This window comes from Pseudochrobactrum lubricantis (assembly GCF_041929865.1).
In the GTDB taxonomy this organism is placed as follows: Bacteria; Pseudomonadota; Alphaproteobacteria; order Rhizobiales; family Rhizobiaceae; genus Pseudochrobactrum; species Pseudochrobactrum saccharolyticum.
In genome coordinates, this window is the sequence record NZ_JBHEEE010000010.1 from 1 (window position 1) to 26,094 (window position 26,094).

Sequence of the window (26,094 nt, forward strand, 5' to 3'; positions counted from 1 at the left end):
CGTAAAATCTGCTCGCTTCGTCATGTAAGTTTCCTTTCAACTCAAGAAAACCTCTCCACTTTTACGAAGCAAGTCCATGGATCTCCAGCTGTGGGGCGCGATGATCGGGCCGTTTATGTCGCCCAGAGAGCTGTCAAGGGCGGGAAAATTACGTTCTCGGGCGTGAGCGCTTACGCAAACATCATGAAACTTCCGCTCATCGTGAACATAATGAGCTTCGATGGTACTGATGTGAGCGAGGAGACGGTAGCGATAATGCGCTCAGTCGTCACGACCTTGTCAGTCAAACCATAACAACATCCGATTATTGCCGACAAGTCGGGCCGCTAACGTAGGATTTCGCCCTCTCCCGCAAACGACCCCTTTGATGACGCTTTGGGATTACAAAACTGGCGATGCGCGAGATCTGTCGCCGGCGACACGAACAATGTTCGAGCGCATTAGCGATCTGGAAGAGGAGGTTCGGATTCTGAAAGCCAATCAGGATTATTACCGGCAATGCTTGATCGATTTGCCGAAACAGCATCCGGATTGCCAAGGAACGGTCCACGACGTCTTTTTGTCGATTCCTTACCCCGAGGCTGGAAAATGAGCGACGAAAGGAACCATCCCTACCCACAAACCGGACCCAATTTTCTGACCGTGGCGAAGCCACAGAGCGGAAAAACGGCATCCATTATCATTCAGATGAAGAGGAGCGGAAAATGAACTCTCCACTGAAAACAGCCATCTTTATCGGCTCGCTAATGTTCCTGTTACAATTCGTCGTGGGCACCCTTGCAGGACATTTCTTCCTCGGCCTGCTCATCGCCATAGGCGGAGCTCTATGGCTCGGTTATCAAGTTTATCAAACTGAGAAGTCGTATTGCTCATGGTGAACTGATAAATTATTATTAAATATCAATGGCTTAGTTCCATAATAGAACTTATGTGATCAAAATATATAACTCGACGATCTATCGCGAGATCAAGCGCAACAGCTTTCGGGACACGGAGATACCAGACTATAATGGCTAGATGCACCATCGAGCTTCGATAGCTTAAAATGAGGTGACAACAAAGATCGAGATAGCAATAACAAGACGTCTTGACGTGACCAAAAACATTCCATAATTTCAATATTCATAGAAACGTCAAACTAACTTGTGGCTTGAAGCGCTCGGGCAGGCGCTGACGCCTTGTATCTCCTGGCACCTCCAAGCATTCAATGAGGATTGATATTATGAACGAGCGGCAAGTCCTGGATGCATTTGGCGCGCTCTCACAGCAAACACGACTACAGGTCATTCGTAAGCTGGTCATCGCCGGCCCGAGCGGATTGGCGGCGGGTACGATTGCGGAAACTGTGAACGTTTCGCCTTCCAACGTTTCCTTTCATCTCAAAGAACTGGAACATGCTGGCCTGATTAGTGCTGAGCGAGAATCACGCTCCATCGTCTACAGCGCGAATTTCGAGACGCTCAACGGCTTGGTCCGTTTCCTGATGGAGAACTGTTGTTCTGGTCAATCTGACGCCGGTTGCGCGCCTTCCGAACTGGCCTTGTCGGATCCATAACGGCATCGGAATGCAAACGCCTTAATCCTACAATACGGAGTAGCCCCAATGGCCGATCTGCCAGCCGCCTCGCTTGATCTCATTCGCCAGCCCAACCTTGATGCGCTTCACCCGGCTTATTCGCAGCACAAGCCACGGATCCTGATCCTTTATGGATCTCTGCGGAAGATTTCGTTCAGTCGCCTTCTGGCGGAAGAAGCTGCACGGCTTCTCGCGCACCTCGGATGCGAGGTTCGGATATTCAATCCCGAAGGGCTTCCTCTTCCTGATGGAGCGCCAGACATCAATCCCAAGGTTCAGGAATTACGCGACCTTTCTCTCTGGTCGGAAGGCCATGTCTGGGTCAGCCCCGAGCGGCACGGTGCGATGACCGGCATCATGAAGGCGCAGATTGACTGGATTCCCCTCACGACCGGTTCCGTGCGACCTACGCAGGGCAAAACGTTGGCCGTCATGCAGGTCTCCGGCGGCTCGCAGTCGTTCAATGCTGTCAATCAACTGCGCATTCTCGGTCGCTGGATGCGGATGATCACGATTCCTAACCAGTCGTCCGTCGCCAAGGCATGGCAGGAATTCGACGCCGATGGCCGCATGAAGCCCTCGGCCTATTATGATCGCGTCGTCGATGTCTGCGAGGAACTGGTCAAATTCACACTGCTGACCCGCGATGCCTCCGACTACCTGACAGACCGTTACAGCGAACGGAAGGAAGAGGCCGCAAAGCTTGAACAGCGCGTGGCTCTGAAGTCGATATGAGCGAGCGCCCGCCCGTCGGCACTATCCTTGCCCTGGGCCTCACCCAGATCATCGGCTATGGAACCCTTTATTACAGCTTCAGCATCCTTGCGCCTGATATGGCGCGAGATCTGAACTGGTCGACAGAGTGGATTTTCGCAGTACTTTCCGCGGCTCTCCTTTTGGGCGGGTTGACTGCGCCCTGGCTCGGCCGTGCCATTGATCATTTTGGCGCAGGACGGGTGATGACGACCGGCTCCGCAATTGCTGCGGTAGCCTTGATCGCCTGTGCCTATGCGCCGGGTAAGACCGGCTTTGTCGCCGCCCTGATCGTGATCGAGATCGCCGCCAATCTGGTTCAATATGGGGCCGCCTTTGCGCTGCTGGTACAGGCAAGCCCCCGCACCGCCCAGCGCAGCATCACCTACCTGACCTTGATTGCCGGCTTCGCCTCGACAATCTTCTGGCCTTTCACCACAGCATTGCACACCAACTTGTCGTGGCAGAACGTCTACCTGGTGTTTGCCGGGCTCAATTTGCTCGTCTGCCTGCCGCTCCACGCCTGGCTGTCTTATGGACTTGCCAAGGGTAAAGTAGAGGCACAAAACGGCACGGCGCAGATCGTCGAGGGAAGTCTGAGCCCGGATGTCCGGCAGTTCGGTTTCAAGTTGATGGTGGTGGGATTCTCGCTGCAATCTCTCGTCAGTGCGGCGATCCTGGTGCATATGGTGCCGCTGTTGTCGGGCCTTGGGCTTGGAGCCACCGCCGCCATTGTCGGCACGCTGTTTGGTCCGTCGCAGGTACTGAGCCGGTTCACCAATATGGTGCTTGGCGGCAACCTGCCGCCGCTGGCTTTGGCAACGATTGCCGCCACATTGATCCCCGGCGGCATACTGATCCTGATCCTCAGCGCTCCGTCGGTAGCAGGAGCCATGGCTTTTGCAGTTGTCTTTGGTTTGGGCAGCGGTCTTTTCAGCATCGTCACCGGTACTTTACCGCTGATGCTGTTTGGCAGCGATGGCTATGGCAGGCTTCAAGGCAAGGTCATGGCCGCACGGTTGATACTGTCAGCCACCGCACCCTTTGCGCTGGCGTTTGCCATGGCCCATATCGGCACGCTGTGGTCGCTCACCATTACAACGGCGCTTGGCGCCTGTGCAGTTGTCGCCTTCCTTGGAATTGCGCGCTTACAGCGCCGCGACAAGTCTCGGGATCAACTCGCGGGCCGTCCGGCCTGAACCCAGAAGCGTCGCCGAGGCGGCCCCAGTCCAGTTCCCATAACCGGTAAGCCAAAGGCGTGGCTGCTTGATCGAGCGCCCCTCATCCACATCAACCCTGCCGTCCCCTGTAATGACGCCGAGATCCTGGAGATGATCCAGCGCTGGGCGAAATCCGGTGCACCATATGACGGCGTCAATATCGCTTCTGGTCCCGTCCTGCCAGACGACGCCATCCCGATCAAAGCGTGAGAACGGCCGCACGGAACCCAGCACGCCGCGATCCCGTGCGTCCTTTACCGGGGGAACCATGACAATGTCACCAAGGCTGCCAATTTCTGGGCCACTCGCCCCGCCAAGCACCCGTGCGGTGGCGCGCTGGAATAGCACGTGTCCGTCGACATCATCGGGAAGGAAAACCGGCGCTTGAGGCGTGACCCAGATGGTTTCGGCGACTTTTGATACTTCTGCCAATATCTGTGCCCCGGAATTGCCCCCGCCCACAATGGCGACCCGCTGGCCGGCAAAGGCGTCAGCATCCACATAATGGGCTGAGTGAAGCTGGCGACCTTGAAATATCTCGCGCCCCGGATAACCGGGAACGAACGGATGGCCCCATGTGCCGGTGGCGCTCAAAACGCTACGGGCGTGCCAAGTTTTGTCTTCACCTATCACCTCAAGCCCGCCATCGACGTTTCTGACGGACTGGACCACAACCGGTCGCTCAATCGGGAACTGATAGCGCTCCTCATATCGGGCCAGGTAATCCAGCACTTCACCTCTGGCGGGATAGGTCGCCTCGGTCTTCGCCGGCATCATCCATCCCGGAAGCGAACTGAAGGATGCCGGTGAAAACAGATGGAGTGAATTCCACGCATGTCGCCATGCACCACCGGGCCCTTCTTCAGCATCAAGGATCACGAAGCTGACGCCGGCACGCCGCAGATAGTAAGCCGATGCGAGACCAGCCTGGCCCGCACCGATCACGACGACATCGAAAATGTCCGAAGACATTGCGCTTCCTTACTTTTTACGCAGCCGGGTTTCCGGCCGACTTGGTAAAATACTTGCGGCCCATCCAGAGTGCCATCTGCACTAGCAAAATCAGCACCGGAACTTCGACCAGGGGGCCAATCACCGCGGCAAATGCTACCGGAGATGCCAACCCGAAGGCGGCAATGGCAACCGCAATGGCAAGCTCGAAGTTGTTACCAGCCGCTGTAAAGGCCACCGCCGTGGTGCGAGGATAGTCAGTTCCAACAGACTTCGCCATCCAGAAGCTGACAAGGAACATGATGAGGAAGTAGATCGTCAGCGGAATGGCGATCATCACCACATCACCCGGCAGGCGCAAGACATCCCCGCCCTTGAGGCTGAACATGGCGACAATGGTGAACAGCAGTGCGGCAAGCGTGATCGGGCTGATTTTCGGCAGAAAGACAGTCTCATACCAGTCACGTCCCTTGGTCGCGGTCAGAATACGGCGCGACAGATAGCCCGCAAGAAACGGGATGCCGAGATAGATAAAAACGGCTTCCGCAATCGTCCAGAAAGAAACATCGATGACGCTGCCTTCCAATCCAAACAGCGGCGGCAGGACGCTGAGGAAAAACCAGGCATAGACGCTAAAGAACAGAATCTGGAAGATGGAGTTGAAGGCTACAAGACCAGCAACATATTGGTTGTCACCTTTTGCAAGCTGGTTCCAGACCAGAACCATGGCGATGCAGCGGGCAAGGCCGATCAGGATCAGGCCCGTCATATATTCAGGATAATCCCGCAGAAAAATGACCGCCAGCGCAAACATCAACACCGGACCGATGATCCAGTTTTGCAGGAGCGAAATCCCCAGCACCCGCTTGTCGGCGAAGACCTGCGGCAATTCCTCGAAGCGAACTTTAGCCAGTGGCGGGTACATCATCAGAATCAGGCCGATGGCAATCGGAACATTGGTCGTGCCAACGGACAGGCTGTCGAGCGCTGCAGGCAGGCCGGTAAAGACAGTACCGAGCAGCACCCCCAATGCCATGGCGGCAAAAATCCAGACAGTCAGGTAGCGGTCGAGGAACGACAGGCGTAGTGTTGGTTCTTCGGGACGCATTGGCGTTCTCCTTAGCAGATAATCATCGTCCGCAGCCTTGCCATTAACACTGCGGCTACACGAGCTCGGCTTCAATGTCTTGCGTTAGACCACGCGACGACCGGTCTGGTCGATCACAACTTCACCATCTTCCTTGGTAAACGCCGCCTGCTGATCGGATGGAAGGATATCCAGCACCACTTCCGATGGTCGGCACAGCTTGACACCCATCGGCGTGACGACGATTGGGCGGTTGATGAGGATGGGATGTTCCATCATTGCATCGACCAGTTGCTCATCGGACAAAGATGTGTCGCCCAGACCGAGGTCGGAGAACGGTGTTCCCTTTTCGCGAAGGAGGTCGCGCGGGGAAAGTCCCATCCTGTCGATCAGCTGCTCCAGCAAAGCGCGCGATGGCGGGGTTTTGAGATACTCGACCACATGGGGTTCGATGCGGGCGTTGCGGATCATCGCGAGTGTGTTGCGTGAGGTCCCGCATTCCGGGTTGTGGTAGATGATAACGTCCCATTTGTTCATTCAACTTACACCGTTTCGCTTGACTGGAGAAAGAGTACGGAGACCGAGGCGCCGACGAGATAATGTCGCCCGTTTCTTTACTCGGTCGCATCCGTCATCTGGTATTAATTAGTTACCTCTTGAACACCGGTGGCCCCCTCCATCCTGCCAATCTGCCGCAGCCGTGTTTGCAGCGCCATACGATCGATCGACGCGAGTGGGAGGCTGAGGAATGCGTTGATACGGTTCTTCAGGAACCGCGCGGCCTGCGCGAATGCCCGCTGGACCTCTACTTCGGTTCCGGTCACGACTGCCGGATCCTCGACACCCCAATGGGCTGTCATCGGGTGACCGATCCATACCGGGCAGGCTTCACCCGCTGCACTGTCACAAACGGTAAAGATGAAATCCATCTGTGGCGCACCCGGTTCAGCGAACACGTCCCAGCTCTTTGACGAGAAGCCTGTTGAAGCATACCCAAGCGCTGCGAGTTCTTTGAGCGCGTGCGGATTGACTTCGCCCTTGGGCTGACTTCCAGCCGAATAAGCCTTGAAACGACCGTCACCGTCCTTGTTGAGGATGGCTTCGGCAAGAATGGAACGTGCGGAATTGCCCGTGCACAGGAAGAGCACGTTATAGGTCTTTTCGGTCATATCTGTGATCCGTAGTTAGGTTGGGGGTCGGGTAAGCTTCATGATGGTCGCCGATGATGGGCAGAGAGAAGAAAGCTGCTGGGTTTCGAGCACCCCAGCTGGCAGATTTTCCCGCTGAACTTCGATGAACCCGAGGCGCTCGAAAAACGGCGATGCGTTCGTTGTCGCAAGGTAAACAGCGCGGCCTGGCTTGACATGCGCCAGAACCGCCGAGACGGCTGCATGGCCGACACCTTTCCCTCTTTGATCCGGAAGAACGACCACTGATCTCAGAAGCTGATCACCCCCGCATGCTTCAAGACCTGCGAAGGCGACAGTCCTGTCGTTGTCGTCCACAATCCTGAAGAAGGTCCGCCCCTCGTCCTCGACGTCATTCGTCGGAAGATCGGCGCCCGAGAGTGCTTTTTTGAGATCGAGGTCACTCCCGCTCAATCGTTCTACCGTGAGCGCGCTCATGCCGGACTTTCCTGCGGAGCAGGTATACAGCACGGGGTAAGTTCAGCGATGAGTGGGGCGCACAGTTCCGCCGATCCACCGCAGCAATCTTTCAGGAGAAACAGCGTCATTTCACGAAGCTGTTCAATCTCGGCGCGATACATGATGATTCTGCTGTGCCGTTGCGAGGACACGAGCCCTGCCCGCGACAGAATGTTCAAATGCGCCGACATAGTGTTTTGTGGCACCACGAGCGCACGCGCTATGTCGCCTGCCGGCAGCCCTTCCGGCGCATGCTTAACAAGCAGCCGAAAAGTCTCAAGACGGGTTGGTTGAGCGAGCGCTGCAAGCGCGAGAATTGCCTGTTCCTGTTCCATATATCCAGATTACTGGAATTATGGACGAAGTCAACACGTTTGTTCAATGGTGCCCTACTCCGGCCTTTCCATCAGGACTGCTCGAAACCAAACCGCCACGATGCTAGTGGTCGCGCTGCGAGGCCGAAATCCCGGTATGTCAAGCTCACACGAGCGCCTTGCGTACAGCGGCCGAGACCCATTCGGCCAGAATGACCGTGGCCAGAATGACGATGAAAATCGTTGTCACCTGGGGCCACGCCAACATGTTCAGAGAGGACTGCAGCTTGAGGCCGAGCCCCCCTGCACCCACCAGGCCAAGGATCGCTGATTCCCTTATATTGATATCCCATCGAAACACGGTAATTCCCAGGAACGAAGGTAGGACCTGCGGCACAATCGCGTAGTCGATTACCTGCATGCGACTCGCCCCGGTCGATGAGACGGCTTCGACCTGTTTCTGGTCAATCTCCTCAATCGTCTCGTATAGGAGCTTGCCGACAAAGCCAATTGACCGCAGCGCGATCGCAATGATGCCGGCAAGCAATCCAGGCCCCAGGATCGAGACGAGAAGCAATGCCCAGATCAGCGAGTTGATGGAGCGCGATGCCACGATCAGGAAAAGTGCGATCGGCCGAAGGACAAACAGGCAGGGTGTGGTGTTGCGAGCGGCAAGGAAAGCTATAGGCACCGCCAGAACAGTGCCCGCAAGCGTCCCCAGCGTTGCCATATTAAGCGTGTCCCAAAGCGGAGTGATGAGCTCGCTCACATAGAATAGGCGAGGTGGAAAGGCGCGGCTTAGAATGTCGCCGCCTTGCCGGGGCGCATCGTAGATAAACGCCCAAATTGTATCTTTGGTCATGATCTGCCAGCAGAACACGCAAAAGGCGACAAGTAGCAACCAGGCGGTCCACTGGAAGAGCTCACGGCCGGGTGTCAGCTTACGCCAATTCCTGTTGCCATCAAGGGAATGTGAAACTGGCATTATTGAACACACTTGCGAATGAGGCTCGAGCCGTATTCGGCGAGCATGACGATGACGATAATGAGGATCAGCACAGCACCCGCGCTGTCGTACTCGTATCGGTCAATTGACGTGTTGAGCGTTGCACCGATACCCCCTGCTCCGACGATGCCGATGACGGCCGATTCACGGAAATTGATGTCAAACCGGTAGAGCGAAAGTCCGATCAGCCGCGGCATCACCTGAGGTTGAACCGCATAGTTGACAAGTTGCAGCCACGAAGCGCCGGTGGCACGGATGGCCTCTGCCTGCTTTTCATCGATTTCTTCGATAGCCTCAGCGAGGAGCTTCGCGATGAAACCGATCGTTGCGAAGGTGAGCGTCAGGAAGCCCGCGAATGGGCCGAAACCAAACATTGCAACGAGCAGGATCGCAATGATGATCTCCTGGAAGGCACGCGAAATGGCAATGATGGAACGGCACGCGTAGTAGACGGGCGCTGGCGCAAGATTACGCGCCCCTCCGATGCCAATCGGGATGGAAACGAGGATACCAACGATTGTCGAGGTCAAAGTCATCGTCAGGCTCTCTTCAAGTCCCTTCGCGATGTCACGCCAGCGCGTGGTAAAGTCTGGGACCAGAAAGCCTTGCAGGAAACGCCAGCCACGATCGAGCCCTTCGTAGGCACGCGCCCAGTGTACTTCGATGGTCGCAACGGCAACGATGATATAAATCAGCGCGCCCCCATAAATCAGCAAGCGCAAAGCCGCGGACCTGATGAACAGTGGTGGCCGCCGCCACATCGAAGGGTAGCTCGTCGAGAGTACCCCGGCCATCACAAGGCTCCTGCCATGCGCTCGTCCGCCCGTTCTCGTTCGATAACTGCGAGACGCTCTTCCTCGGCATCATCCTGGGCTTGCTTCTGCATGGCAACCCAGTCCTCTTCACCGTAGATGCGGGTAAGTGCAGCTGTGTCGAGTTGATCGGGCGTACCGTCGAAGACTACCTCGCCGGCACGCAGGCCGATGATCCGTTGAACGAAGGCCTGCGCCAACAGTACGTCATGGATATTGATGACCGCCGGCAGGTTTCGTTCCCTGCAGATCTCCACAATCAGCCTCATGATTTGCCGCGAGGTTTTAGGGTCGAGCGAAGCGGTCGGCTCATCGACCAGAAGCAGTTCAGGGTCTTGCTCCAGCGCTCGCGCGATACCGACGCGCTGTCGCTGACCGCCTGAAAGAGCGTCAGCGCGTTTGTCGGCATGGGCCGTCAAACCAACCCGGTCAAGAAGCGCGAATGCGTTCTGCACGTAGTCTGCTGGGTAGCGGCGCAGGAAGCTGCGCCAGAACGGCACGTAGCCAAGCCGACCGGACAGGACGTTTTCCATCACGGTCAACCGCTCGACTAGCGCATATTCCTGGAAGATCATGCCGATACGGCGCCGCGCGACCCTGAGATCGGACCGCGACAGCGCGGTCACGTCGCGCTCGCCAAGAAATATCTTGCCAGACGTGGGTTCGATCAGTCGATTTACGCAACGGATGAGACTGGATTTGCCAGCTCCCGAGGGACCGATCAAACCCACCACCTGGCCGGCAGGGATTTCCAATGTGATCCCGTTGAGCGCCTTGTCGCCGGTCTTGTAGGATTTGGTGAGCCCCGTGATCCTGAGCATTGTCGTTCTCCGCCTTTAAAACATGAGTAAGCGCCGGGCCGCGAACGCCCCGGCGCCTATGTTCACGCGTCTTTATTTGCACGCGTAGGTGACGCCATTGGCTTCATCGATCTGGCGAATGACTGCCCAATGCTCCTTGAAGGTGATCGGAATGAAGGCCTCCTGAGGCGGCTCGGAGGTCTGGAATTCCTTCAGCAGGGCGGAGCCTTCCCAGTTAAACGTGAAGAACGCGTCCTTGATCTTTTCCTGCAGTTCCGGGGTCAGGTTGTGAGACACGCCATATCCGGTGGTCGGGAAGGTCTGCGACTTGTAAATAGAGACGATCTGATCCGCCTTTACGACATCGCGGGCGACCATGCGCTTCATCACCGAGTTTGCAACAGCCGCCGCAGGATAGTCCTTGTTTGCGACACCCAGGATAGAATTATCATGCTTTCCGGAAAAGACGGGTTCGAAGTCGGCACCGGCTGCGAGCTTGTATTCGGCCTTCAGCAGCGCTGAGGGTGCTTTGAAGCCGGAATTCGAAGTTTCAGATGTGAAAGCAAGTTGCTTGCCTTTCACATCCTCGATCTTCTCAACACCTGAGCCTGGATAGGTAATGATTTCCATCTCATAGCCGAAGGTGCCATCCTTGGAAGCCATCATCGCGAACGGCCGGAACCCGGCGCAGGCGACAGCGATCGGATTGGAGCCGGTATTGAAGCCGGAAACGTGCAGGCGACCGGCGCGCATGGCTTCAATCTGAGCCGCGTTTTCCTGCACCGGGAAGAACTGAACCTTCTTGCCGGTCTTTTGCGCAAGGTGATCGAGGAAGCCTTTCCAGACATCCGCGTAGACGGCCGGGTCTTCAACCGGGGTATAGGCGAATACCAGCGTATCGGGGTCGATGAGCTGGGCGGCATCAGTCGGAATGTCGGCGACCATGTCACCGTCCGCATCCGCGTAGCGAGCGTCGAGTTTGAATTCCGCCTGGGCAGGCATTGCAAATGCTACGGATATCGCCAGTGCGGCCACAAGCTTCTTCATCAGGTTCTCCATCGATGCAAAACACACACACGCTTATAGGGCAGTTGCACTACAGAAATATGACAAACCTGCACATTTCTAGAAATACGGAATTATTTGCGATTGACTTATCAACTGCAACTTGCTCGGCAGTCCGAAAATCTATATATCCAGACTTATGGAAAAATTAGCGATCGTAGAGGCGTTTGCAGCCATCGCGCAAATCACCCGGCTTGATGCTTTGCGCCTTCTTCTGAATCATTCACCAGAGGGGTTGCCGTCAGGCGACATTGGGAGGTTGCTCGATATACCTCAAAATACGATGTCGTCTCATCTCAACGTTTTGAAGCGCGCCGGACTCGTCCAGACCCAACGCGCCGGCACTACGATCATCTATCGACCCAATACCGAGCTTGTCTGGAGGCTGGTGGAGTTTTTGGCGACGGACTTTACCCCCTTGGTAGACCGCTCTCCTGCGATCGGAGGCACCCCCCCTCATGAGGCACCGCGTGTTTTCAATGTGCTTTTCTTATGCCGCGCAAATTCGGTCAGATCGATCATGGCAGAGGCCATTTTGCGCAAGATGGCCCCGACGCGATTCAACGCGTTCTCTGCCGGCAATCTCCCGGCAGAGAGAGTGCACCCGATGACACTCGTGACGCTTCAGAAGATGGACTGTCCGGTTGTGGATCTGCGACCCAAGAGCTGGGACGAATTTAGGGGCGTTGACCGTATCGCTATGGATTTCGTCTTCACCGTTTGCGATACACTGACTGGAGAGCAATGCCCCTCCTGGCCCGGTCAGCCCTTCACGGCTCACTGGGCCATTGATGATCCCTCGCTTGTTAAGGGCAGCGAGTTGCAAAGACTCGCTGCCTTCCGCAGCGCAGCGGGCGCTCTCACCAATCGGCTTTCCGTCTTCACCGCGCTTCCGATCAAGTCGATAGACAGGATGTCCCTTCAGTCGCAGTTGAAGGCAATCGGGAACACTGCGGGCTAGCCACGACTACTGCAGGCCGTAACCACGGCCCCTCACAGTACGGATCGCGTCTTTCTTGCTGCCAATGTTCAGCGACTTTCGCAGTCTTTTGATGCTTACATCGACGATGCGCTCATCCCGGCTCGTATCGTTCCATACCATCTCAAGAATCTCACGACGCGCAAATAGCCGCGACGGTTCCGTCAGCATCGTCTGCAGAAGACGATACTCCGTCGGGGCAAGATGAATCTCCCGCCCTCTTCGCGAAACCCTGTGCGCCTCAAGATTCAGGGATATCTCACGATGGTTCAATATCCTTGTCTCTGTCGAGCATGAACGCTCGAGGAGCGCGTTACTTCGGGCGAGGAGTTCCTGAACGGAGAAGGGCCGCGGCAAATAATCGTCAGCGCCGGCATCGAAAAGAGGCTTTGGCAGCATCTCTCCACCCAGTACAATGATCGCCAACTGCCTTCTTCCAACATAGGCTCGCATCTTCGTGAATGACTGGCGCAGATTGGTAGCACGGCTCACAGAAGCAACAACGATGAGATCCGGTTGTCTTTCCGCAACCATCCGTTCACACTGCTCGGCCAGTCCACATACCCCTGCGATATAACCTTCCTCACGGAAGCTTGCTTCCAGGATCGAGCCAACGCCAATATCTTCCTGTATGATAACGACACTCGGCATGGGAATTACTCCATCGCCACGACAGTTTCGGCGCGAGGGCGATCAGCTGAAACATCATCCCCGGTAACGATGTACTCGACGGTTTCAGACAGATTGGTTGCGTGATCTCCGACCCGCTCCAGGTTTTTCGCACAGAAAAGGAGATGAGCGCACGAGGTGATAGAACGCTGATCTTCCATCATGTAAGTCAGGAGCTCACGAAAGAGGCCGTTATAAAGCACATCGATGTGCTCGTCCTGGAGGCGGACTTGAGAGGCCATTTTCGCGTCGTTGTTCTGGAAAGCGTCGAGCGCACCTGCCAGCTGTGTCTTTGCGGCTTCGGCCAACGTGCTGAAGCCGGCGGAGACAACGCCCCTGTTAAGCGAAGTATCCATGATCGCAGCGCGCTTGGCGATATTCTTGGCAAGGTCGCCCACCCGCTCCAGGTTGGAAACCATGCGCATTGCCCCGACGATCCGTCTCAGGTCGTTAGCGACGGGTTGCCTGCGGGCAATAATTTGCACGGCCGCCGCCTCAGCGGTTCTCTGCATCGCATCGAGTTGAAGATCGGCTTTTACGACCTCATCTGCGAGCGTCGCGTCATTGCCGATGAGGGCATTGACGGACTTGTCGAGGAGCGCTGCAGCAATTCGCCCCATATCGGATACCTGTCCAGTGAGGTCCTGCAGCTCTTCATCAAAAGCCCTGATAGTGTGATCCATCGTCATGTTTCCCCCCTCAACCGAAGCGACCGGTGATGTAGTGTTGCGTTTTTTCGTTCTGCGGATTTGTGAAAAACTCGTTCGTCGCGTTGTACTCGGTCATCTCGCCCAGATGCATGTAGGCGGTATAGGTCGATATACGTGCCGCCTGCTGCATATTATGCGTGACGATGACGATCGTGTACTGGTCTCGCAACTCCGCGATCAGCTCCTCGATTTTCGCGGTGGCGATCGGGTCGAGGGCAGATGTCGGCTCATCGAAGAGGATGATTTCCGGATTGGGAGCGAGGGTACGGGCGATGCACAAACGCTGCTGCTGCCCTCCCGAAAGACCATAAGCTGACTGGTGGAGGCGGTCCTTCACCTCATTCCAGAGCGCGGCCCCCTGGAGAGCTTGCTCAACCCGCTCATCAAGAACGCTCTTCTTGGTGATGCCACGGATTTTGAGGCCAGCCGCAACATTTTCATAGATCGATTTTGGAAACGGGTTTGGCTTCTGAAACACCATACCGATGCTTAAGCGGATCAGGATCGGATCCATGCCTTGGGCTACCAGGTTTTTCTTTTCTGGCAGCAGTTCAATCGCGCCCTCGTACCGGGTGCCGGGGTACAGATCGTGCATACGGTTGAACGATCGCAAGAGCGTGCTCTTCCCGCAACCTGACGGGCCGATCAAGGCAGTGACATGTTTTTCCGCGATTGGCAGGTTGACCTTCTTGAGCGCGTGGAATTCTCCATACCAGAAATCGAGATCCCTCACTTCAGCGCGCAGGCGTTCGGGATGGATCAGAATGTTGCGCGCGGAACCTGCTTGTTGGCCCGCTCTGGCAGGCTTGATGGCAGTCGAAACGTCGTTCATTTATTGGTCCGATCTCAGTTAGAGGCCAAGATTGCGTCGAAGCCTGAAGCGTATCCAGATGGCGACGGCATTCATGCCCAGCGTCATGAACATCAGGACAACACCAGTCGCGGCGGCATTGATGTGAAACGCTGCCTGCGGCCGTGATATCCAGTTGAACATCTGGATGGGCATCACGGTGAACGGCGCATTCAACCAATCAAAGTTGATAAAGGGAAAGCTCGCATCCACAGGCGCTGGAGGAAGAAATGCGATGAAGGTCAGAGCGCCGATCGTGATGATCGGGGCGGTTTCCCCAATGGCTCGCGACAAGCCGACGATCGCACCCGTAAGGATACCGGGCCGCGCAGCTGGAAGAATGTAGTGCCACATGGTCTGCCACTTGTCCGCACCCAGACCGAAGGCGCCTTCGCGGATTGTCTGCGGTATCGCCCGGATAGCCTCTCTCGTCGCAACGATGACGATCGGCAGGATCAGCAGCGCAAGCACCATGCCCGCGACAAGAACCGTCCGGCCAAGATCGGCGAGATAGACGAAGAAGCCGAGCGCGAGCAGACCATAGATAATCGACGGTACACCCGCGAGATTGGTGACGTTAATTTCAATGACGTCGGTCATCCAGTTCTTCCTCGCGTATTCTTCGAGGTAGAGACCGGCGCCGACACCAAGCGGTATCGCCAGCAGAGCCGTGACAAACATGACCAGGCAGGTTCCGACCCAGGCCGAAAGGATGCCGGCGTCTGCCGGTCGCCGTGACGGAAACTCGGTCAGGAAGGCGTAGTCGATCCGGCCCAGTCCGTCGTAGAAAAGGTCAGCTATCAACGCGACCAGAAAAGCCATCACCACGAACAGGATGGCGAGACCCATGCTGGCGAATATGAAGTCGTTGCGTCGTGCCCGATTGACAAGCCGGGCCTGGGAATCGATGTCCAGAGCCACGATTGGGCTGTCTGCGCTGATAGCCATCAGTAGGCCTCCCGGAAGCGGCGGCGAAGAAAGAAGCCGATGATGTTGAAGACAAGGGTCAGCACGAAAAGTGCGAGGCCTGCGGCGAAGATAGTCTGATACGCCAGCGAGCCATGCGGCAGATCGCCCAGGCTCATCTGTACGATGTAGGACGTAATTGTTGCAGCACCTTCGCGAGGATCTGCAGTCAGGTTAGGGTTCTGTCCTGCGGCGATTGCAAGCACCATGGTCTCGCCTACAGCCCGTGACATTCCGAGAAGATATGCTGCGGTGATGCCCGAGAACGCACCGGGAATGATGACCCTGAACGACGTCTGCAGTCTCGTCATGCCAAGAGCGTAAGCGCCTTCCCTCAATGAGGCTGGCACGGCACGCATGGCGTCTTCACTGATTGAGACGATGTAGGGCATGATCATGATGCCGAGCACGATGCCCGGAGCCAGGAGGTTGAAACCGGTCAGGCCGGGAATGAACGTCTGAAGCAGCGGAGTAATAAACAAGAGAGCGAAGTAACCGAAGACGACTGTCGGCACGCCGCCGAGCAATTCGAGTACCGGTTTGACGGTCTCACGTACGGCAGGGCGCGCATATTCACTGAGATACACTGCAAGGCTCGTTCCCAACGGAATTGCGATCAGAATCGCGATCCCGGCGGCCCAGAGGGTTGCCGTAAGAAGTGGCAGAATGCCATAGCGCGGCTGCGCGAAGACCGGCGTCCATTCCGCATCAGTCAGGAACGTCCACAAGGAAACTTCCGTGAAGAAATTCCAGGACTCGCTGACAAGCACGTAAACGATGGCAGCGGTAACGAGCACCGAGAGAGCGGCGGACAGGAAGAGCAGCACACGCATCGATAGGTCGATGAGACGTCGCCGTTTCAGAAAAGCGTCACTTGGGATATAGGCGTCGAGCGTTGTTGGCATCTTATGCTCCGCTGGCGACAGCCGCGAATACTCGCGACTGCCGGGAGGGTTAGGATGTTAGTTGGCTGCGTCGGCGACCAGGTCGGTAACCGTCACGCCGACCTTGGAACCACCTGCGAAGTGGCTTCCGATGACGCGCTTTTCGAACTTCTTCAGAGCAAGGCCAGCGGCTTCGGCAGGCAGGGCGACGTAGCCGACCTCGCTGACGAGTTCTTCCTGGTTCTTGGCATCGAAAAGGAACTTTGCGAAATCACGCACATGTTCTTTTTCCTCAGCCGACTTCTTGGAAGCGTAGTAGAAAAGCGGGCGGGTGAGCGGCTGGTAGGTGCCATCGGTGGCTGTCTCGATGGACGGCGCCACGCATGATCCATCGGCCTGCTTGATCTCGACGGCCTTTACCTTGCCGGCGTTTTCAGTCAGGTAAGCGAGACCGAGAAAGCCGATTGCATTCTTGTCGCCACCAACGCCCTGGATCGTGATGTTGTCGTCTTCAGTCGCCGTATAGTCGCCGCGGCTGGCATGCTCTTTGCCGTTGATGGCAAATGTGTAGTAATCATAGGTTCCAGAATCCGTACCAGCGCCGAAAAGGCCGAGCTTGGCGTCGGGGAATTCACCACGAACCTGGTTCCAGTTCGTAACCTTGCCCTGTGCTTCAGGCTCCCAGATCGTCTTCAGCTCTGCGACCGTCATGCAGGCCGCCCAGTTGTTCGCCGGGTTCACGATCGTCGCGAGAGCATCAATTGCGACAGGCAGTTCGATGAATTCGACGCCGTTCTGCTTGCAGAGTTCAATCTCGTCAGACTTGATCGGGCGCGAAGCACCGGTGATGTCGGTTTCGCCGCGGCAGAATTTCTTGAAGCCGCCACCCGTGCCGGAAGAACCAACCGTCACCAAGGTCTTGCCTGCCTGGGCCTTCTGAAACTCTTCAGCCATGGCTTCGGAAATCGGGAATACGGTGCTCGATCCGTCGATCAGCACGGTCGGAGCCTGCTGCGCGAAGGACGGCGCGACGAAAACACCAAGTGCCAGAATGCCAGCTGCGGAAGAAGCGAAGGCGGCGCGCGCCGGGCGAAAGTTTTTCGTTTTGTGTGTCATGACGACCCTCTGTGAATTCAGAAAAGCTGAACGCGACATCCGCGAACGCAGGGTCATCATAGTATTGTTAGATGACAGTTTTATGTCAATCAAGTATAATATGGTATATCTGGATGAATTGATACTTATTTGTTGAATTATATACTTGTAGTAACGGTATTTCTGTGTTCGTTGCTTTGAATGTTGTCTCGGGCGTGCGGCCCGCATCGCGCCACTGACAGGGCGAGACCAATAAGTTACCCAAAAAGCTCCAGCAAGGCAACCACAATTCCAGATTTCTGGATATTTAGTGATTTTCACAAAACTGAAGCGTGATCGTAATAGGGGTCGTGTGTGGATGCCCCCGTTTATGCAAGAAGTTTTTTGAAGCTATATGCATGCGATCGGTTGCGGTCGTGTGTCAGGCCTCTCAATTGCGGCTTTCACACGCCGCGGGCGAGTATGGTTCGTTCGCAGATCAGGTCCAAATCGTTTGCGCGGGCTTAAAACACCCGACCCCTAGCTGGTTTTCCTGTTCGCGTTCTGGTCGATCGATTTCCATATCGAAGCAGAGACGCTCGAAGGCGGCTATGAAGCCTGGATCGCGTCAAATGCTTCTGTGGTCAACCTTGAACGGTTGCCAAACCGCGATCATGAGAACCGAACCATATGGGTAACACGCGCACGCCCAAAGATTGACCGTATTGCCTGTCCATGGCTGATAAAGCGCTTCATCGATCCCGACGCGGTATTCCTGTTTGTTGGTGCGCAGGAAGCCCTTGAGGTAGCAGACAAGTTTGACGCGACCCCTTTTGATGATGAATATTCACAATTGGTAGGTCATATCTGACGATCTGAACTGTCAGACTGCGACAAAAACCGTTTTAGATTCATTCCGGCGACGATAATGTACGGCGGAATTGCAAGTGAATAGTGACCACAGTTTAATTGCAAAACATCCGGGTTTACGCCAGCATTATTCAGACTTTCCAACAGAGCAATTGTCAATTCTGGCAATACAACCTTGTCTCTTTTTGCCAAAACAACCTGAATATCCAGATCAGGACGGGCGAGACTGTAGGCGTAATTTCCCAGATCGAGCGGTGCCCACGCCCTGTGCAGTTGAGAAAGGTTTATCGTGGGCTCAAAGCTCTCACGTATGGCTCGCGTTGCTCGCCCGGTCCATGTCATTCCAGCGAGACTTCCTGCGGTGAGAAACAGCGAGGCTTTCTTGACGTTGATATCATGGGCGGCGACAAGTCCTGCAGCCCATGAACCGAGGCTCATTCCGAGTACGGAGATCTCTCGATACCCTTGCCTTTTCAGCCAACGAATGAGCTTCTGTCCATCCCACACGGCCTGCCGCAAAGACTGGATCGTTCGACCGAGATTCGCGCTAAGCATATAATCAGCATAGTGGGACCCCGGACGGCTGCGTTCGAAGTGATAGGGCATAGCAATCTCAACGACCGTGATGCCCCTTTTGGACAAGTAACCCGCTATTTGTCGGTTGCGGGATCGTGCGTTCCAATGATGAAATATCACCAGTGCCTTGTCCCGCGAGCCGCTATCGGTGATCTTCGACCAGACCAGGTTATTTTCCTCAACGTCTGTCGAAATGTCAGATGGAAATTTGAGGAAATCCCCTGTCCGCTCATAATCATTATCGTTGCCGAGTGGCGCTCTGAAGTACGATGGTATGGCAGCTGCCTGCACCCCGAGCTTGCAGAATTCCTCGATATTCGAAACATTCGCAGCGCCCGGAAACGCGCGTTCTGCATCAAGACTGACGATCGTTGCCTTTTTAGCGTCTTCTCCGCGTCGTGCCCGTTTCTCATCCCAATTATCAAGCCAACTATGAAACACTTTGATTGCTAACCTCACTCGCACGCCCGCGCCCGAGGGCCGGATCAAATAAGCTGTAAATAGCGATTTGGAGCCCGGCAAACATCAGGACCGTAAAGCCGGAAAACGCGTCGATACACAAATAGCTTGCGAATAGTAGCGCGACAATTGCGGTCATTTTCCAAAAAACCGCTCTATATTGACTTCCAAATCCTGCGCGGAGCACACCATAAAGAAAAACAAAACAATTCGATATTGCGATGAGCAGACTGCTGTAGTGTGTCGGCATCCGATAGCTAATGCGACTGTGCACATCTGAACGCTCGAATAGGATCGATGAAAGGTCGCTAATCACCCATGCAACGATGCTCGTGCCATTTGACGCCAGATAAGAGCTCTGCAGCTTCATAACGGTAGCGATCAGCATACCTAATAGTGTGCAGCGGAATACCCACTGCATAACCCAAAACCCGGTATCGCTTAGATCGTCCACCTCCAAGCGTGTCCTTGATTTTGACGCGCCGCGGATTTTCCAGAAGTCATTGATGACCGAATAGAGCAGAATAAGACCGGCGAAAAAAAGATAAAACGATAGGCACATATAGAGGTAGGCGAGAGCCGTGAAAAAGATCGCAACAGGTATCGTTACGATTTCAGGACGGACTATAGCGACTGTGCCCCAATCGGTCGCGTAATTACCTCCCCCTTTGATAAGAGGCATCAAACAGACGCCAATCCACTGAAAAATACCCGCAAATAACAAGCATATTAGGAACACTGCCCAGAATGAACCGGATGAAGCGTCAATAATTCGCTTCCATGCGCTTTCGCTGTCCTCGAATGCGCCATCGACAAGCCCCCTCCGTTTTTCGTGCTTCCACGAATTCACCAGTTCAAAAACAAAGGCCAGGAACAGGGGCAGGAAAACCATGAACACTAATGTCCAGTTCGCCGCCCAAAGGAAACCGACCTGCTTGATGACGCCATCGGATCGGGTGAATTTTACGTTGTGAATGCCTATGATGAACGAGAGGAATCCTAGGGCGGACATTCCCGCAAAAACAGAAGCAGACAGATTCAGGGGAGAACCTTCGCTAAGAAGCTTCTCAGACCGTCTGGCAAGGTTCCATCGCTTGCGATCGTCATCGCTTACGGAATCCGATATTGGTATCCGAGGTGCAACAAGGTCTGGCTCCGATGGCGCGACACTTTCGGCCCTTTTCATCTCGCGTCTTTTGGCCACCAACCGGGATTGAGCCGCGCTAAGCTCCATAATCCATTCGCTTCTGGCAGCCGTGTCACCGCAGCTTAGAACTCTCGCCAGCAAACCGATGTTGGTCGTGCTTATGCCTTTGTCATTCTCCTGAAACCAGAGCTGTACAGTCCGGAGATCCACTCCGACGCGCTTGGGATCGACAAGCGTGATGGCCTCCGCGAGTAGCTCGGGCGTCCATGGACCCTTGCGAGCGCCGTCACTGCCGAGAGGGCGGCCAGCGCCCTCAGCGGCGATGCGCTTGAACAATTCCTTGAAATCGCTCCCATCTTTCGGTGGAACGAAAAAAAACTTTCCGTTTTTTATCAATCTCTTACCGGCTCAAATTTCGTTGCGTTTCGCTTTGTTTCGTATCCTAGCGTGCGAGATACCTTAATCAACGTTTTTATCATTTAAATTTTGGGATGGCTGTTTCGTCAGAAATTAGTGCATGGAGGCAAGAACCTGAGCATCGTACAGTAAGAAGCATGCAATCGACTAATGGACATGCTTACGGCTGCTATCAACTAGGCGTCAGTTTTGAGAATTGCACTTATAAGCTCCACCTATCTTCTGAAAATGACTTCCGGAGGCCATTATGGATGCGATTGAGAATGCGATAAGTTGGGAGAACGAAAACGGCGGCGTTCACGAATGTAATGCTGGCCCGACAAAGCGACTGCTGGAATTATCGTCCCTAGCTGACGATCCTCGCCGGATCGTTGATTATGAGCCACAAGATGTTGATGACGCAATCGGCAAACTGGTCTATCTCGCAGCCTCTATTATCTCCGGACGGCTAACCCTCGCGAAAAACGAAGTGGCCACAGTTTTGAAGAGTGTCGATAATATCTAACTGTTATGGAAGCCCGCTCCGGGCCTCATTATTTGCGATCTGTCGCAATCCATTCGCCAGAGGATTGATCCTTGGCAAATCCAACCGTCCTCGCAATAGCTTGCGCTGCCGGATTTTTTTTGACGTTGGTAACGCACTCGACCATGCCGTTGGCACCGTCAACGGGCCAACAATTCGCTAGTGAGACGGAAAGCTTTTCAAGTTCACTCCTATCCCACAATAGCGGATTTTTTTCTTCCAGCTTCCTCACGGCAAGCAATGCTTCAGCTTGAGTTGGCACATCGAGCTTGGCGCTCGCCGCTGGCTCATCGGGAACGGGACAAAGTGTAGGGTCGGCCTTGATCGCTGCAACGATATCGGCTTTTGCAATGGCTGTTGCGTTGCTCGAAGCGTTGGAGACTACAAACCAAGTACCGCCCGCGCCAACAGCGATGCCGGCGCTTGCTGCCAGTGCGAGAAGTGCGTTCTGATTCATTAGAGCTCCTTAAAGTTTCAAATTGAACCAATGGCGCCCCTTCAAACCTTGATAATCGGGAATGTCGAAAAAGTAAGGGTCTTTTAGCATTGGACGAGCAATGGAGACGACCTTTCGACAACTGTTTCCGCGATCCGAGTTGCCAATGTCTCGATATTGAACATCCTTGTACTGCTGAAGCTCTTTGTTCTGTTCCCTGATCTTGTTAGTGCAGGTGTTGATTGTCTTTTCGCAGCGGTTGGACAGCATTGCGCCGCGATCACTCATATTGCTGGCTTCCTTGAATCCAGATGGGCAATCCTCGTAAGGCTGATATCCGGGTTTGCCAGACTTAGCTTCATGGCAAATGGGCCATGAGAAACCCGGTTTTGCCATGGCCTTGATCAACTTGGTCATTGGCGGGACGCAATAAGGGACACCATGCCACGAAGGGTTTGATGATGCTGCGCACAAAAGGACCTGGCAGCCCCAAGATGGCGTCCCTCCCGTGTCCTGCGCTATTGCAGCGGATGGCATCACGGCGATAGTGCCAAGGCCAGCGAGTGCAAACAGAAACTGCTTCATATCAGGTCATCCTCATATTATAGGAGTTGAAACCAACCCGGTAGGCAACATGTCTCGGGCGTGAAAAGGGGACCGTGTGATGAGATCTCCGGCCGCGTAGCTGCATAGGGCGATAAGTGTGAACGCGGAAAACCAGTAGATTCCAACGCGATAGACCAGGAGCTGATTTGGAATATCGCGGCATACCGCTGGATAGGCAAAGACGCCGATCAAGAACGCATCGAACGACATTTGCCGTTGTTCGTGGAAAAACAGCGATACGGTGAGGAATAGGGCCGCGATTATGCCGTGGACCCACCAGATTTTCGACGACGGGATGATAAGCAAAAACGATAGCAGGATGGCTAGCAACAAGCAGGCCATAGGATCGCGTGCGAAATTGAGCGCAATATGAGCGATTTCCGACAACTATCGGTCTGTCCTTCTTGGTTTTCTGCGCGCCTCGGCAAACGGGGGAGAGATTTCGCTTTTGCGCTCTACGAGTAGGTTGAAATCCGCGATTGGCTGACGATCGAGCGTTTTGTCGACGGCCTTGCGCCGCCACTCATTCATATCCAGAACATAGGTCGCCCACATGCCATATCGCGCCGACATAGCGGCACGCTGATAACCTATATATTGAGGGTGGCTTAGGTAGGGTGAATCCACCCTCGCCCAACCCACATGAAGCATTTCGAGAGCTAGGTCGCGTCCCCGCGATGTGCATCTCGCTCGTGCCATTCCTTCAGCATCATAGCCGACGACACCGCAGGAGACGGCGGACGCCCCGATCGCTCTTTTGAGCCAAGCTTTTGCAAAGGGGCCACAGGGTACAGGCGGCGGTGCTTTCGTGACGTCCCTGTTCGTCCATTTCGGATCAAGCGCCCATTGAGGCAATTCGCACGCGTCAATGTCCGCGAGCCGAACTCGTTGAGCATAAGTGGGAAACCAGAGGGTCCGACCATCAATAACCGCGACACGACCCTTGAAGATTGGAAGCGGTACCGGCTGGCTAGGTTGAACTGATACGCTGGCAGCTGGCGCGCGTTTAATAGCATCAGCTGCGAATGCTGGTGTCGATGCGACGGCAAATGACATTGCTACGATCAGATATTTCATTGTTGGGCATTCCTCGTCCGTTCGTTTGCCGATTTGCTCAACAGGATGGCAGGATGCTGAACGTCTTCGAATTGCCAGAGGCCTGCCCGCTTCTCACGAGCTTCCTGTTCGGCCACTGCGTATGCTGGATAGTAGGGAAGCCCGTCAGCCTTCAGCGCGGCAAAGGCATAGCCGCTCGTAATCAACACCGTCGCTAAATCGAGGCGATTTCCGCCGATTGTGGCGTAGCAAATGACATAGGAAGTATCGGCAGTTTGCGCTACGGGAGCGCATACCGGTTTGGTGTCTTTGATATAAGCCGCGAATACGGCAAGCGAAGCCTCGCCGCAGTCCTTCTTTCTTCCGGTCGTATCAGTGAAAGCAGTTCCCCGAAGGCATGACTGAACACCATAGAGACGATAGCGCTGACCTTCAGAGACCCACGTATCCCCAGATTCCAAAGTAACGCCCGGCTGGAGGTCGAAATATCCCTCCGGCGCGGCAAAAGCCGTTGGCGAGAAAAGGACCACACATAGCGACATTAAGGCTGACTTCATTGGGCCTTCACCCGCGGATCGGCCCACATCCCATAAGAGCCGTCTTCTCCGATCTTCTGCGCCTTCTCCAGATCGGGACGCTCTAGCTTCCCGTCTTTCGATTTCGCAATGCGGAGCGCGCCGAGAGAGAGCATTTGCTCTTCGAGCATATCAACGGTGTCCAGGCTTCCGGGGTAATTGTAATAGCCGTAGCACGTCACATTTTGTTTGGGCGCGCTCTCTTCACTTACAAATGCCCGACAAAAGAGAACCTTCGGCGACTGCAACATGATCTGCAACTGCTGCTTGGCGTAGTCAGAGCAAGAACCAGCAAAATCATCCTTGCGGTTCACCATTTCGCCTTTGCAGGCTTCTAGCCCGTACAGATTCAGAAGGGTCTTATCATCAACCCGAAATTCGGTCGGTGAAGTTGCCTTATAGCCCGAGGCGGATGCAAACCCCTTCCGAGCCGTAACTTTTCCGTCTCCGTCATAATACTCAATGACAAGCACGGTCTTACCCGGCGATGCCAGCGACTTGATGTAATCCTTGTTGATTGCAGGCGCGGCGATTGCGGCTGTTGCCAACATACAACTGCTCATTGCGATTGCGATGGTTCTCTTCATTTTCCAGCCCTTACCGTATTGCTTATTCGTTTTCCCTGCTCATAGGGGGTTTATGATTTGCGAAAAAGCATATATCACTTAGCCAAATCGGTATCATGCTATTATGAACTTAATCGGTTTTCGCTGCAACCTCAACAGCGCATGTGAGGTCTGCGACAGGAGCTAAAGGGCTAGAATGGAGAGGCTTTCAATCAAAGCGCTATTGCTAAGCGCCACATTGTTCATCCCGTTCGGGATTGCCGCCACTTGCGCAGAAGAAAGAGGCGCAATTGCGCCATTCACGCAAGATGGCGACGGCGAGGCCGCAACTCACAACGCATCCGGATCACGCTCGGATTTGACCGTATTCAACCGCCGCTGGACAAGCGAAAGCAAAGAATTTGTTGTGGGGTCTGATGGCATCGTTTCCGCGGAGGATAAAAGTGGAAACGGCACTATTACGAATAACCATATTGGCAATGTATACGGCACTGTTTTAGCCACTGGCTCCCTAGCCGACATTACCAATCAAGCTATCTCGATTCAGAATGAATCTACCCGTTTAGGTGATTTGCCACCCTCTAAGCAGGCAGCTGTATCCACTCCCGAATGCGGCCCCTCCCCGCTAACACCAGAGGAAATCAAAACTCTGGTCGAACAGGCCGCTCGCCGACATCAAGTTGATGCTCTGTTTGCTACCGCCATCACTTGGGCAGAAAGCCAGTTCGATCGTTCCCGCAATTCAGACAAAGGCGCACGCGGGCCGATGCAGCTCATGCCGGGAACCGCTGAGCGCTTCGGCGTCCGCGACGTCTGTGATCCGGCGTCAAATATTGAAGGCGGCGTTAAGTATCTCCGGGTGCTTTTGGACGAGTTCCAAAACCCCCTGCTCGTTGCCGCTGCCTATAACGCAGGCGAAGGCCGCGTCTATGAGTACGGCGGCGTTCCACCGTTCAGGGAAACCGTCGGATACGTCGCAAAGGTCGTCAATTACCAGCTTGGCGTAACTATGCCAGCGCCAAAAAAGAAGCTCGTTGGTGGTGGTCGGAAATCCTCGCCTGTCATGGCGAGCGAAACTCAATCCGGGGTCATTGCAGTCAAGAAAACCGGCACCTTTGTTGGTGGCGTGATGCATTTTTAAAGGAGAGAAGGATGATCAACGAACAGAATAAGGTTTGGCATATCAGCGCTTCAAAGCTGGCAGTCTGCCTTGGTTTGCTGGCTGCCGCGCAAATTGTCGGGGCGGATTTGGCGCTGGCACAGTCAGGTGGCGTCGGTGGTGCCTTCGCGCCGGTTCAGACAGTATTTCAAGCTATCGTTGATTTCATTAGCGGCCCTATTGGTCGTCTGTTTGCAATCATCGCTGTTATGGCGCTCGGTTTCCTCGCCTTTGCTGGCCGACTGTCTTGGTTTCTTGCTGGCGGCGTGATCCTCGGAATCGGTCTTGTTTTCGGCGCTCCATCAATCGTTGACGAGCTGATCAGCACGGTCGGAAACTAGC

At 54.9% G+C, this 26,094-nt stretch carries 34 protein-coding genes and 1 pseudogene; 11 read left to right on the top strand and 24 right to left on the bottom strand.

What is annotated here, in order from left to right; all coding sequences use genetic code 11:
• The 6 genes from JNC80_RS16920 to arsK form a co-directional block, all read left to right on the top strand.
• On the top strand, window positions 1-294 hold a 294-nt coding region (locus JNC80_RS16920; protein ID WP_376710984.1), incomplete at its 5' end, for a hypothetical protein.
• A 73-nt stretch (window positions 295-367) separates the two neighbouring features.
• Entirely contained in the window at window positions 368-592 is a 225-nt protein-coding gene (locus JNC80_RS16925) for a hypothetical protein (protein ID WP_376710985.1), read from the top strand.
• 112 nt (window positions 593-704) lie between these two features.
• Window positions 705-878, top strand: coding sequence for a hypothetical protein (locus tag JNC80_RS16930; protein ID WP_376710986.1), 174 nt, complete (start codon window positions 705-707; stop codon window positions 876-878).
• Window positions 879-1,222: 344 nt separating this feature from the next.
• Entirely contained in the window at window positions 1,223-1,555 is a 333-nt protein-coding gene (locus JNC80_RS16935) for an ArsR/SmtB family transcription factor (protein ID WP_376710987.1), read from the top strand.
• A 48-nt stretch (window positions 1,556-1,603) separates the two neighbouring features.
• On the top strand, window positions 1,604-2,311 hold the full coding sequence (gene arsH, locus JNC80_RS16940; RefSeq protein WP_376710988.1) for an arsenical resistance protein ArsH: 708 nt from the start codon (window positions 1,604-1,606) through the stop codon (window positions 2,309-2,311).
• Window positions 2,308-3,528 (top strand): arsenite efflux MFS transporter ArsK, encoded by a 1,221-nt coding sequence (gene arsK, locus JNC80_RS16945; RefSeq protein ID WP_376710989.1) that lies wholly within the window; start codon window positions 2,308-2,310, stop codon window positions 3,526-3,528. The genes arsH and arsK overlap by 4 nt, the downstream gene beginning before the upstream one ends.
• On the opposite strand, the gene JNC80_RS16950 is transcribed toward arsK, so the two are convergent.
• The 10 genes from JNC80_RS16950 to phnD all read right to left on the bottom strand — a co-directional run bounded on the left by JNC80_RS16950 (window position 3,478) and on the right by phnD (window position 11,212).
• Entirely contained in the window at window positions 3,478-4,521 is a 1,044-nt protein-coding gene (locus JNC80_RS16950) for an ArsO family NAD(P)H-dependent flavin-containing monooxygenase (RefSeq protein WP_125302887.1), read from the bottom strand. The genes arsK and JNC80_RS16950 overlap by 51 nt on opposite strands.
• A 16-nt stretch (window positions 4,522-4,537) precedes the next feature.
• A complete protein-coding gene (gene arsB, locus JNC80_RS16955; RefSeq protein ID WP_094574616.1) occupies window positions 4,538-5,608 on the bottom strand; it encodes an ACR3 family arsenite efflux transporter in 1,071 nt (356 codons plus the stop codon).
• Window positions 5,609-5,692: 84 nt separating this feature from the next.
• Entirely contained in the window at window positions 5,693-6,124 is a 432-nt protein-coding gene (gene arsC / locus JNC80_RS16960) for an arsenate reductase (glutaredoxin) (protein ID WP_094574614.1), read from the bottom strand.
• A 104-nt stretch (window positions 6,125-6,228) separates the two neighbouring features.
• Window positions 6,229-6,756 (bottom strand): arsenate reductase ArsC, encoded by a 528-nt coding sequence (locus JNC80_RS16965; RefSeq protein ID WP_094574612.1) that lies wholly within the window; start codon window positions 6,754-6,756, stop codon window positions 6,229-6,231.
• Between the two features lie 15 nt (window positions 6,757-6,771).
• Window positions 6,772-7,212 (bottom strand): arsenic resistance N-acetyltransferase ArsN2, encoded by a 441-nt coding sequence (arsN2, locus tag JNC80_RS16970; protein ID WP_094574610.1) that lies wholly within the window; start codon window positions 7,210-7,212, stop codon window positions 6,772-6,774.
• Complete coding sequence (locus JNC80_RS16975; RefSeq protein WP_376710990.1) at window positions 7,209-7,568, bottom strand: ArsR/SmtB family transcription factor; 360 nt, start codon at window positions 7,566-7,568, stop codon at window positions 7,209-7,211. The genes arsN2 and JNC80_RS16975 overlap by 4 nt, the downstream gene beginning before the upstream one ends.
• 145 nt (window positions 7,569-7,713) lie before the next feature.
• A complete protein-coding gene (gene phnE, locus JNC80_RS16980; RefSeq protein ID WP_376710991.1) occupies window positions 7,714-8,532 on the bottom strand; it encodes a phosphonate ABC transporter, permease protein PhnE in 819 nt (272 codons plus the stop codon).
• Window positions 8,532-9,347 (bottom strand): phosphonate ABC transporter, permease protein PhnE, encoded by an 816-nt coding sequence (gene phnE / locus JNC80_RS16985; protein ID WP_376710992.1) that lies wholly within the window; start codon window positions 9,345-9,347, stop codon window positions 8,532-8,534. Before phnE (JNC80_RS16985) ends, phnE (JNC80_RS16980) begins: the two co-directional genes overlap by 1 nt.
• Entirely contained in the window at window positions 9,347-10,186 is an 840-nt protein-coding gene (gene phnC, locus JNC80_RS16990; RefSeq protein WP_376710993.1) for a phosphonate ABC transporter ATP-binding protein, read from the bottom strand. The genes phnE (JNC80_RS16985) and phnC overlap by 1 nt, the downstream gene beginning before the upstream one ends.
• Before the next feature lie 72 nt (window positions 10,187-10,258).
• Window positions 10,259-11,212, bottom strand: coding sequence for a phosphate/phosphite/phosphonate ABC transporter substrate-binding protein (gene phnD, locus JNC80_RS16995; protein ID WP_376710994.1), 954 nt, complete (start codon window positions 11,210-11,212; stop codon window positions 10,259-10,261).
• A 157-nt stretch (window positions 11,213-11,369) separates the two neighbouring features.
• On the opposite strand from phnD, the gene JNC80_RS17000 reads away from it, so the two are divergent.
• Window positions 11,370-12,191, top strand: a complete 822-nt coding sequence (locus JNC80_RS17000; protein WP_376710995.1) for a metalloregulator ArsR/SmtB family transcription factor — start codon at window positions 11,370-11,372, stop codon at window positions 12,189-12,191.
• A gap of 6 nt (window positions 12,192-12,197) precedes the next feature.
• On the opposite strand, the gene JNC80_RS17005 is transcribed toward JNC80_RS17000, so the two are convergent.
• From JNC80_RS17005 to JNC80_RS17030, 6 genes are read right to left on the bottom strand one after another with little or no spacing between them, the layout of a single operon-like run.
• Window positions 12,198-12,860 (bottom strand): winged helix-turn-helix domain-containing protein, encoded by a 663-nt coding sequence (locus JNC80_RS17005; RefSeq protein ID WP_376710996.1) that lies wholly within the window; start codon window positions 12,858-12,860, stop codon window positions 12,198-12,200.
• 5 nt (window positions 12,861-12,865) lie between these two features.
• Complete coding sequence (gene phoU / locus JNC80_RS17010) at window positions 12,866-13,567, bottom strand: phosphate signaling complex protein PhoU (RefSeq protein WP_376710997.1); 702 nt, start codon at window positions 13,565-13,567, stop codon at window positions 12,866-12,868.
• Between the two features lie 10 nt (window positions 13,568-13,577).
• Window positions 13,578-14,420 (bottom strand): phosphate ABC transporter ATP-binding protein PstB, encoded by an 843-nt coding sequence (pstB, locus tag JNC80_RS17015; protein WP_376710998.1) that lies wholly within the window; start codon window positions 14,418-14,420, stop codon window positions 13,578-13,580.
• A gap of 18 nt (window positions 14,421-14,438) precedes the next feature.
• On the bottom strand, window positions 14,439-15,386 hold the full coding sequence (gene pstA / locus JNC80_RS17020; RefSeq protein ID WP_376710999.1) for a phosphate ABC transporter permease PstA: 948 nt from the start codon (window positions 15,384-15,386) through the stop codon (window positions 14,439-14,441).
• Window positions 15,386-16,309 carry a phosphate ABC transporter permease subunit PstC gene (pstC, locus tag JNC80_RS17025; RefSeq protein ID WP_125303202.1) on the bottom strand — a complete coding sequence of 308 codons (924 nt, stop codon included), beginning with the start codon at window positions 16,307-16,309 and terminating at the stop codon, window positions 15,386-15,388. Before pstC ends, pstA begins: the two co-directional genes overlap by 1 nt.
• Before the next feature lie 57 nt (window positions 16,310-16,366).
• Complete coding sequence (locus JNC80_RS17030; RefSeq protein ID WP_376711000.1) at window positions 16,367-17,404, bottom strand: PstS family phosphate ABC transporter substrate-binding protein; 1,038 nt, start codon at window positions 17,402-17,404, stop codon at window positions 16,367-16,369.
• Between the two features lie 541 nt (window positions 17,405-17,945).
• Here JNC80_RS17030 and JNC80_RS17035 point away from each other — a divergent pair.
• Window positions 17,946-18,206 (top strand): annotated as a pseudogene (locus JNC80_RS17035) (chromate resistance protein ChrB domain-containing protein); the annotation flags it as partial.
• Window positions 18,207-18,223: 17 nt separating this feature from the next.
• Here JNC80_RS17035 and JNC80_RS17040 read toward each other — a convergent pair.
• Both JNC80_RS17040 and JNC80_RS17045 read right to left on the bottom strand, forming a co-directional pair.
• Window positions 18,224-19,249 (bottom strand): RcgR family putative quorum lactone hydrolase, encoded by a 1,026-nt coding sequence (locus JNC80_RS17040; protein WP_376711053.1) that lies wholly within the window; start codon window positions 19,247-19,249, stop codon window positions 18,224-18,226.
• Window positions 19,239-20,810: an RcgA family putative transporter gene (locus tag JNC80_RS17045; RefSeq protein WP_376711001.1), complete on the bottom strand. Its 1,572-nt coding sequence runs from the start codon at window positions 20,808-20,810 to the stop codon at window positions 19,239-19,241. Before JNC80_RS17045 ends, JNC80_RS17040 begins: the two co-directional genes overlap by 11 nt.
• 268 nt (window positions 20,811-21,078) lie before the next feature.
• On the opposite strand from JNC80_RS17045, the gene JNC80_RS17050 reads away from it, so the two are divergent.
• Complete coding sequence (locus JNC80_RS17050) at window positions 21,079-21,336, top strand: hypothetical protein (RefSeq protein ID WP_376711002.1); 258 nt, start codon at window positions 21,079-21,081, stop codon at window positions 21,334-21,336.
• 28 nt (window positions 21,337-21,364) lie between these two features.
• Here the strand turns inward: JNC80_RS17050 and JNC80_RS17055 are convergent, their stop codons facing one another.
• Genes JNC80_RS17055 through JNC80_RS17080 form a run of 6 tightly spaced genes read right to left on the bottom strand, consistent with a single transcriptional unit; the run spans window position 21,365 to window position 24,614 of the window.
• Window positions 21,365-21,811, bottom strand: a complete 447-nt coding sequence (locus JNC80_RS17055) for a hypothetical protein (RefSeq protein WP_376711003.1) — start codon at window positions 21,809-21,811, stop codon at window positions 21,365-21,367.
• Window positions 21,812-21,820: 9 nt separating this feature from the next.
• Entirely contained in the window at window positions 21,821-22,375 is a 555-nt protein-coding gene (locus JNC80_RS17060; RefSeq protein WP_376711004.1) for a hypothetical protein, read from the bottom strand.
• Window positions 22,376-22,387: 12 nt separating this feature from the next.
• Window positions 22,388-22,783, bottom strand: coding sequence for a hypothetical protein (locus JNC80_RS17065; RefSeq protein WP_376711005.1), 396 nt, complete (start codon window positions 22,781-22,783; stop codon window positions 22,388-22,390).
• The gene (locus JNC80_RS17070) at window positions 22,784-23,473 is read right to left on the bottom strand and encodes a thermonuclease family protein (protein ID WP_376711006.1); all 690 of its coding nucleotides are present in this window, start codon (window positions 23,471-23,473) and stop codon (window positions 22,784-22,786) included.
• Window positions 23,470-24,009 carry a thermonuclease family protein gene (locus JNC80_RS17075; RefSeq protein ID WP_376711007.1) on the bottom strand — a complete coding sequence of 180 codons (540 nt, stop codon included), beginning with the start codon at window positions 24,007-24,009 and terminating at the stop codon, window positions 23,470-23,472. The genes JNC80_RS17070 and JNC80_RS17075 overlap by 4 nt, the downstream gene beginning before the upstream one ends.
• On the bottom strand, window positions 24,006-24,614 hold the full coding sequence (locus tag JNC80_RS17080; protein ID WP_094574644.1) for a hypothetical protein: 609 nt from the start codon (window positions 24,612-24,614) through the stop codon (window positions 24,006-24,008). The genes JNC80_RS17075 and JNC80_RS17080 overlap by 4 nt, the downstream gene beginning before the upstream one ends.
• 175 nt (window positions 24,615-24,789) lie before the next feature.
• On the opposite strand from JNC80_RS17080, the gene JNC80_RS17085 reads away from it, so the two are divergent.
• Together JNC80_RS17085 and JNC80_RS17090 are read left to right on the top strand one after the other, a co-directional pair.
• Window positions 24,790-25,734, top strand: a complete 945-nt coding sequence (locus JNC80_RS17085; protein ID WP_376711008.1) for a lytic transglycosylase domain-containing protein — start codon at window positions 24,790-24,792, stop codon at window positions 25,732-25,734.
• 11 nt (window positions 25,735-25,745) lie between these two features.
• Window positions 25,746-26,093 (top strand): TrbC/VirB2 family type IV secretion system protein, encoded by a 348-nt coding sequence (locus JNC80_RS17090; protein ID WP_094544257.1) that lies wholly within the window; start codon window positions 25,746-25,748, stop codon window positions 26,091-26,093.
• Window position 26,094 lies beyond the last annotated feature (1 nt).

Excerpts from the sequence above, each read along its gene's own strand:
- JNC80_RS17085 (WP_376711008.1), top strand. The coding sequence starts at position 24,790 with ATGGAGAGGCTTTCAATCAAAGCGCTATTGCTAAGCGCCACATTGTTC.
- phoU (WP_376710997.1), bottom strand. The coding sequence starts at position 13,567 with ATGACGATGGATCACACTATCAGGGCTTTTGATGAAGAGCTGCAGGAC.
- JNC80_RS16950 (WP_125302887.1), bottom strand. The coding sequence starts at position 4,521 with ATGTCTTCGGACATTTTCGATGTCGTCGTGATCGGTGCGGGCCAGGCT.
- JNC80_RS17080 (WP_094574644.1), bottom strand. The coding sequence starts at position 24,614 with ATGAAGAGAACCATCGCAATCGCAATGAGCAGTTGTATGTTGGCAACA.
- JNC80_RS17000 (WP_376710995.1), top strand. The coding sequence starts at position 11,370 with ATGGAAAAATTAGCGATCGTAGAGGCGTTTGCAGCCATCGCGCAAATC.
- phnD (WP_376710994.1), bottom strand. The coding sequence starts at position 11,212 with ATGAAGAAGCTTGTGGCCGCACTGGCGATATCCGTAGCATTTGCAATG.
- JNC80_RS17005 (WP_376710996.1), bottom strand. The coding sequence starts at position 12,860 with ATGCCGAGTGTCGTTATCATACAGGAAGATATTGGCGTTGGCTCGATC.
- JNC80_RS16925 (WP_376710985.1), top strand. The coding sequence starts at position 368 with ATGACGCTTTGGGATTACAAAACTGGCGATGCGCGAGATCTGTCGCCG.
- pstC (WP_125303202.1), bottom strand. The coding sequence starts at position 16,309 with ATGCCAACAACGCTCGACGCCTATATCCCAAGTGACGCTTTTCTGAAA.
- JNC80_RS16935 (WP_376710987.1), top strand. The coding sequence starts at position 1,223 with ATGAACGAGCGGCAAGTCCTGGATGCATTTGGCGCGCTCTCACAGCAA.
- JNC80_RS16975 (WP_376710990.1), bottom strand. The coding sequence starts at position 7,568 with ATGGAACAGGAACAGGCAATTCTCGCGCTTGCAGCGCTCGCTCAACCA.
- JNC80_RS16965 (WP_094574612.1), bottom strand. The coding sequence starts at position 6,756 with ATGACCGAAAAGACCTATAACGTGCTCTTCCTGTGCACGGGCAATTCC.
- arsK (WP_376710989.1), top strand. The coding sequence starts at position 2,308 with ATGAGCGAGCGCCCGCCCGTCGGCACTATCCTTGCCCTGGGCCTCACC.
- JNC80_RS16930 (WP_376710986.1), top strand. The coding sequence starts at position 705 with ATGAACTCTCCACTGAAAACAGCCATCTTTATCGGCTCGCTAATGTTC.
- JNC80_RS17055 (WP_376711003.1), bottom strand. The coding sequence starts at position 21,811 with ATGAATCAGAACGCACTTCTCGCACTGGCAGCAAGCGCCGGCATCGCT.
- arsN2 (WP_094574610.1), bottom strand. The coding sequence starts at position 7,212 with ATGAGCGCGCTCACGGTAGAACGATTGAGCGGGAGTGACCTCGATCTC.
- phnE (WP_376710991.1), bottom strand. The coding sequence starts at position 8,532 with ATGCCAGTTTCACATTCCCTTGATGGCAACAGGAATTGGCGTAAGCTG.
- JNC80_RS17060 (WP_376711004.1), bottom strand. The coding sequence starts at position 22,375 with ATGAAGCAGTTTCTGTTTGCACTCGCTGGCCTTGGCACTATCGCCGTG.
- JNC80_RS17075 (WP_376711007.1), bottom strand. The coding sequence starts at position 24,009 with ATGAAGTCAGCCTTAATGTCGCTATGTGTGGTCCTTTTCTCGCCAACG.
- JNC80_RS17070 (WP_376711006.1), bottom strand. The coding sequence starts at position 23,473 with ATGAAATATCTGATCGTAGCAATGTCATTTGCCGTCGCATCGACACCA.
- arsB (WP_094574616.1), bottom strand. The coding sequence starts at position 5,608 with ATGCGTCCCGAAGAACCAACACTACGCCTGTCGTTCCTCGACCGCTAC.
- JNC80_RS17090 (WP_094544257.1), top strand. The coding sequence starts at position 25,746 with ATGATCAACGAACAGAATAAGGTTTGGCATATCAGCGCTTCAAAGCTG.
- pstB (WP_376710998.1), bottom strand. The coding sequence starts at position 14,420 with ATGAACGACGTTTCGACTGCCATCAAGCCTGCCAGAGCGGGCCAACAA.
- JNC80_RS17030 (WP_376711000.1), bottom strand. The coding sequence starts at position 17,404 with ATGACACACAAAACGAAAAACTTTCGCCCGGCGCGCGCCGCCTTCGCT.
- phnE (WP_376710992.1), bottom strand. The coding sequence starts at position 9,347 with ATGGCCGGGGTACTCTCGACGAGCTACCCTTCGATGTGGCGGCGGCCA.
- JNC80_RS17050 (WP_376711002.1), top strand. The coding sequence starts at position 21,079 with ATGGATGCGATTGAGAATGCGATAAGTTGGGAGAACGAAAACGGCGGC.
- arsH (WP_376710988.1), top strand. The coding sequence starts at position 1,604 with ATGGCCGATCTGCCAGCCGCCTCGCTTGATCTCATTCGCCAGCCCAAC.
- phnC (WP_376710993.1), bottom strand. The coding sequence starts at position 10,186 with ATGCTCAGGATCACGGGGCTCACCAAATCCTACAAGACCGGCGACAAG.
- arsC (WP_094574614.1), bottom strand. The coding sequence starts at position 6,124 with ATGAACAAATGGGACGTTATCATCTACCACAACCCGGAATGCGGGACC.
- pstA (WP_376710999.1), bottom strand. The coding sequence starts at position 15,386 with ATGGCTATCAGCGCAGACAGCCCAATCGTGGCTCTGGACATCGATTCC.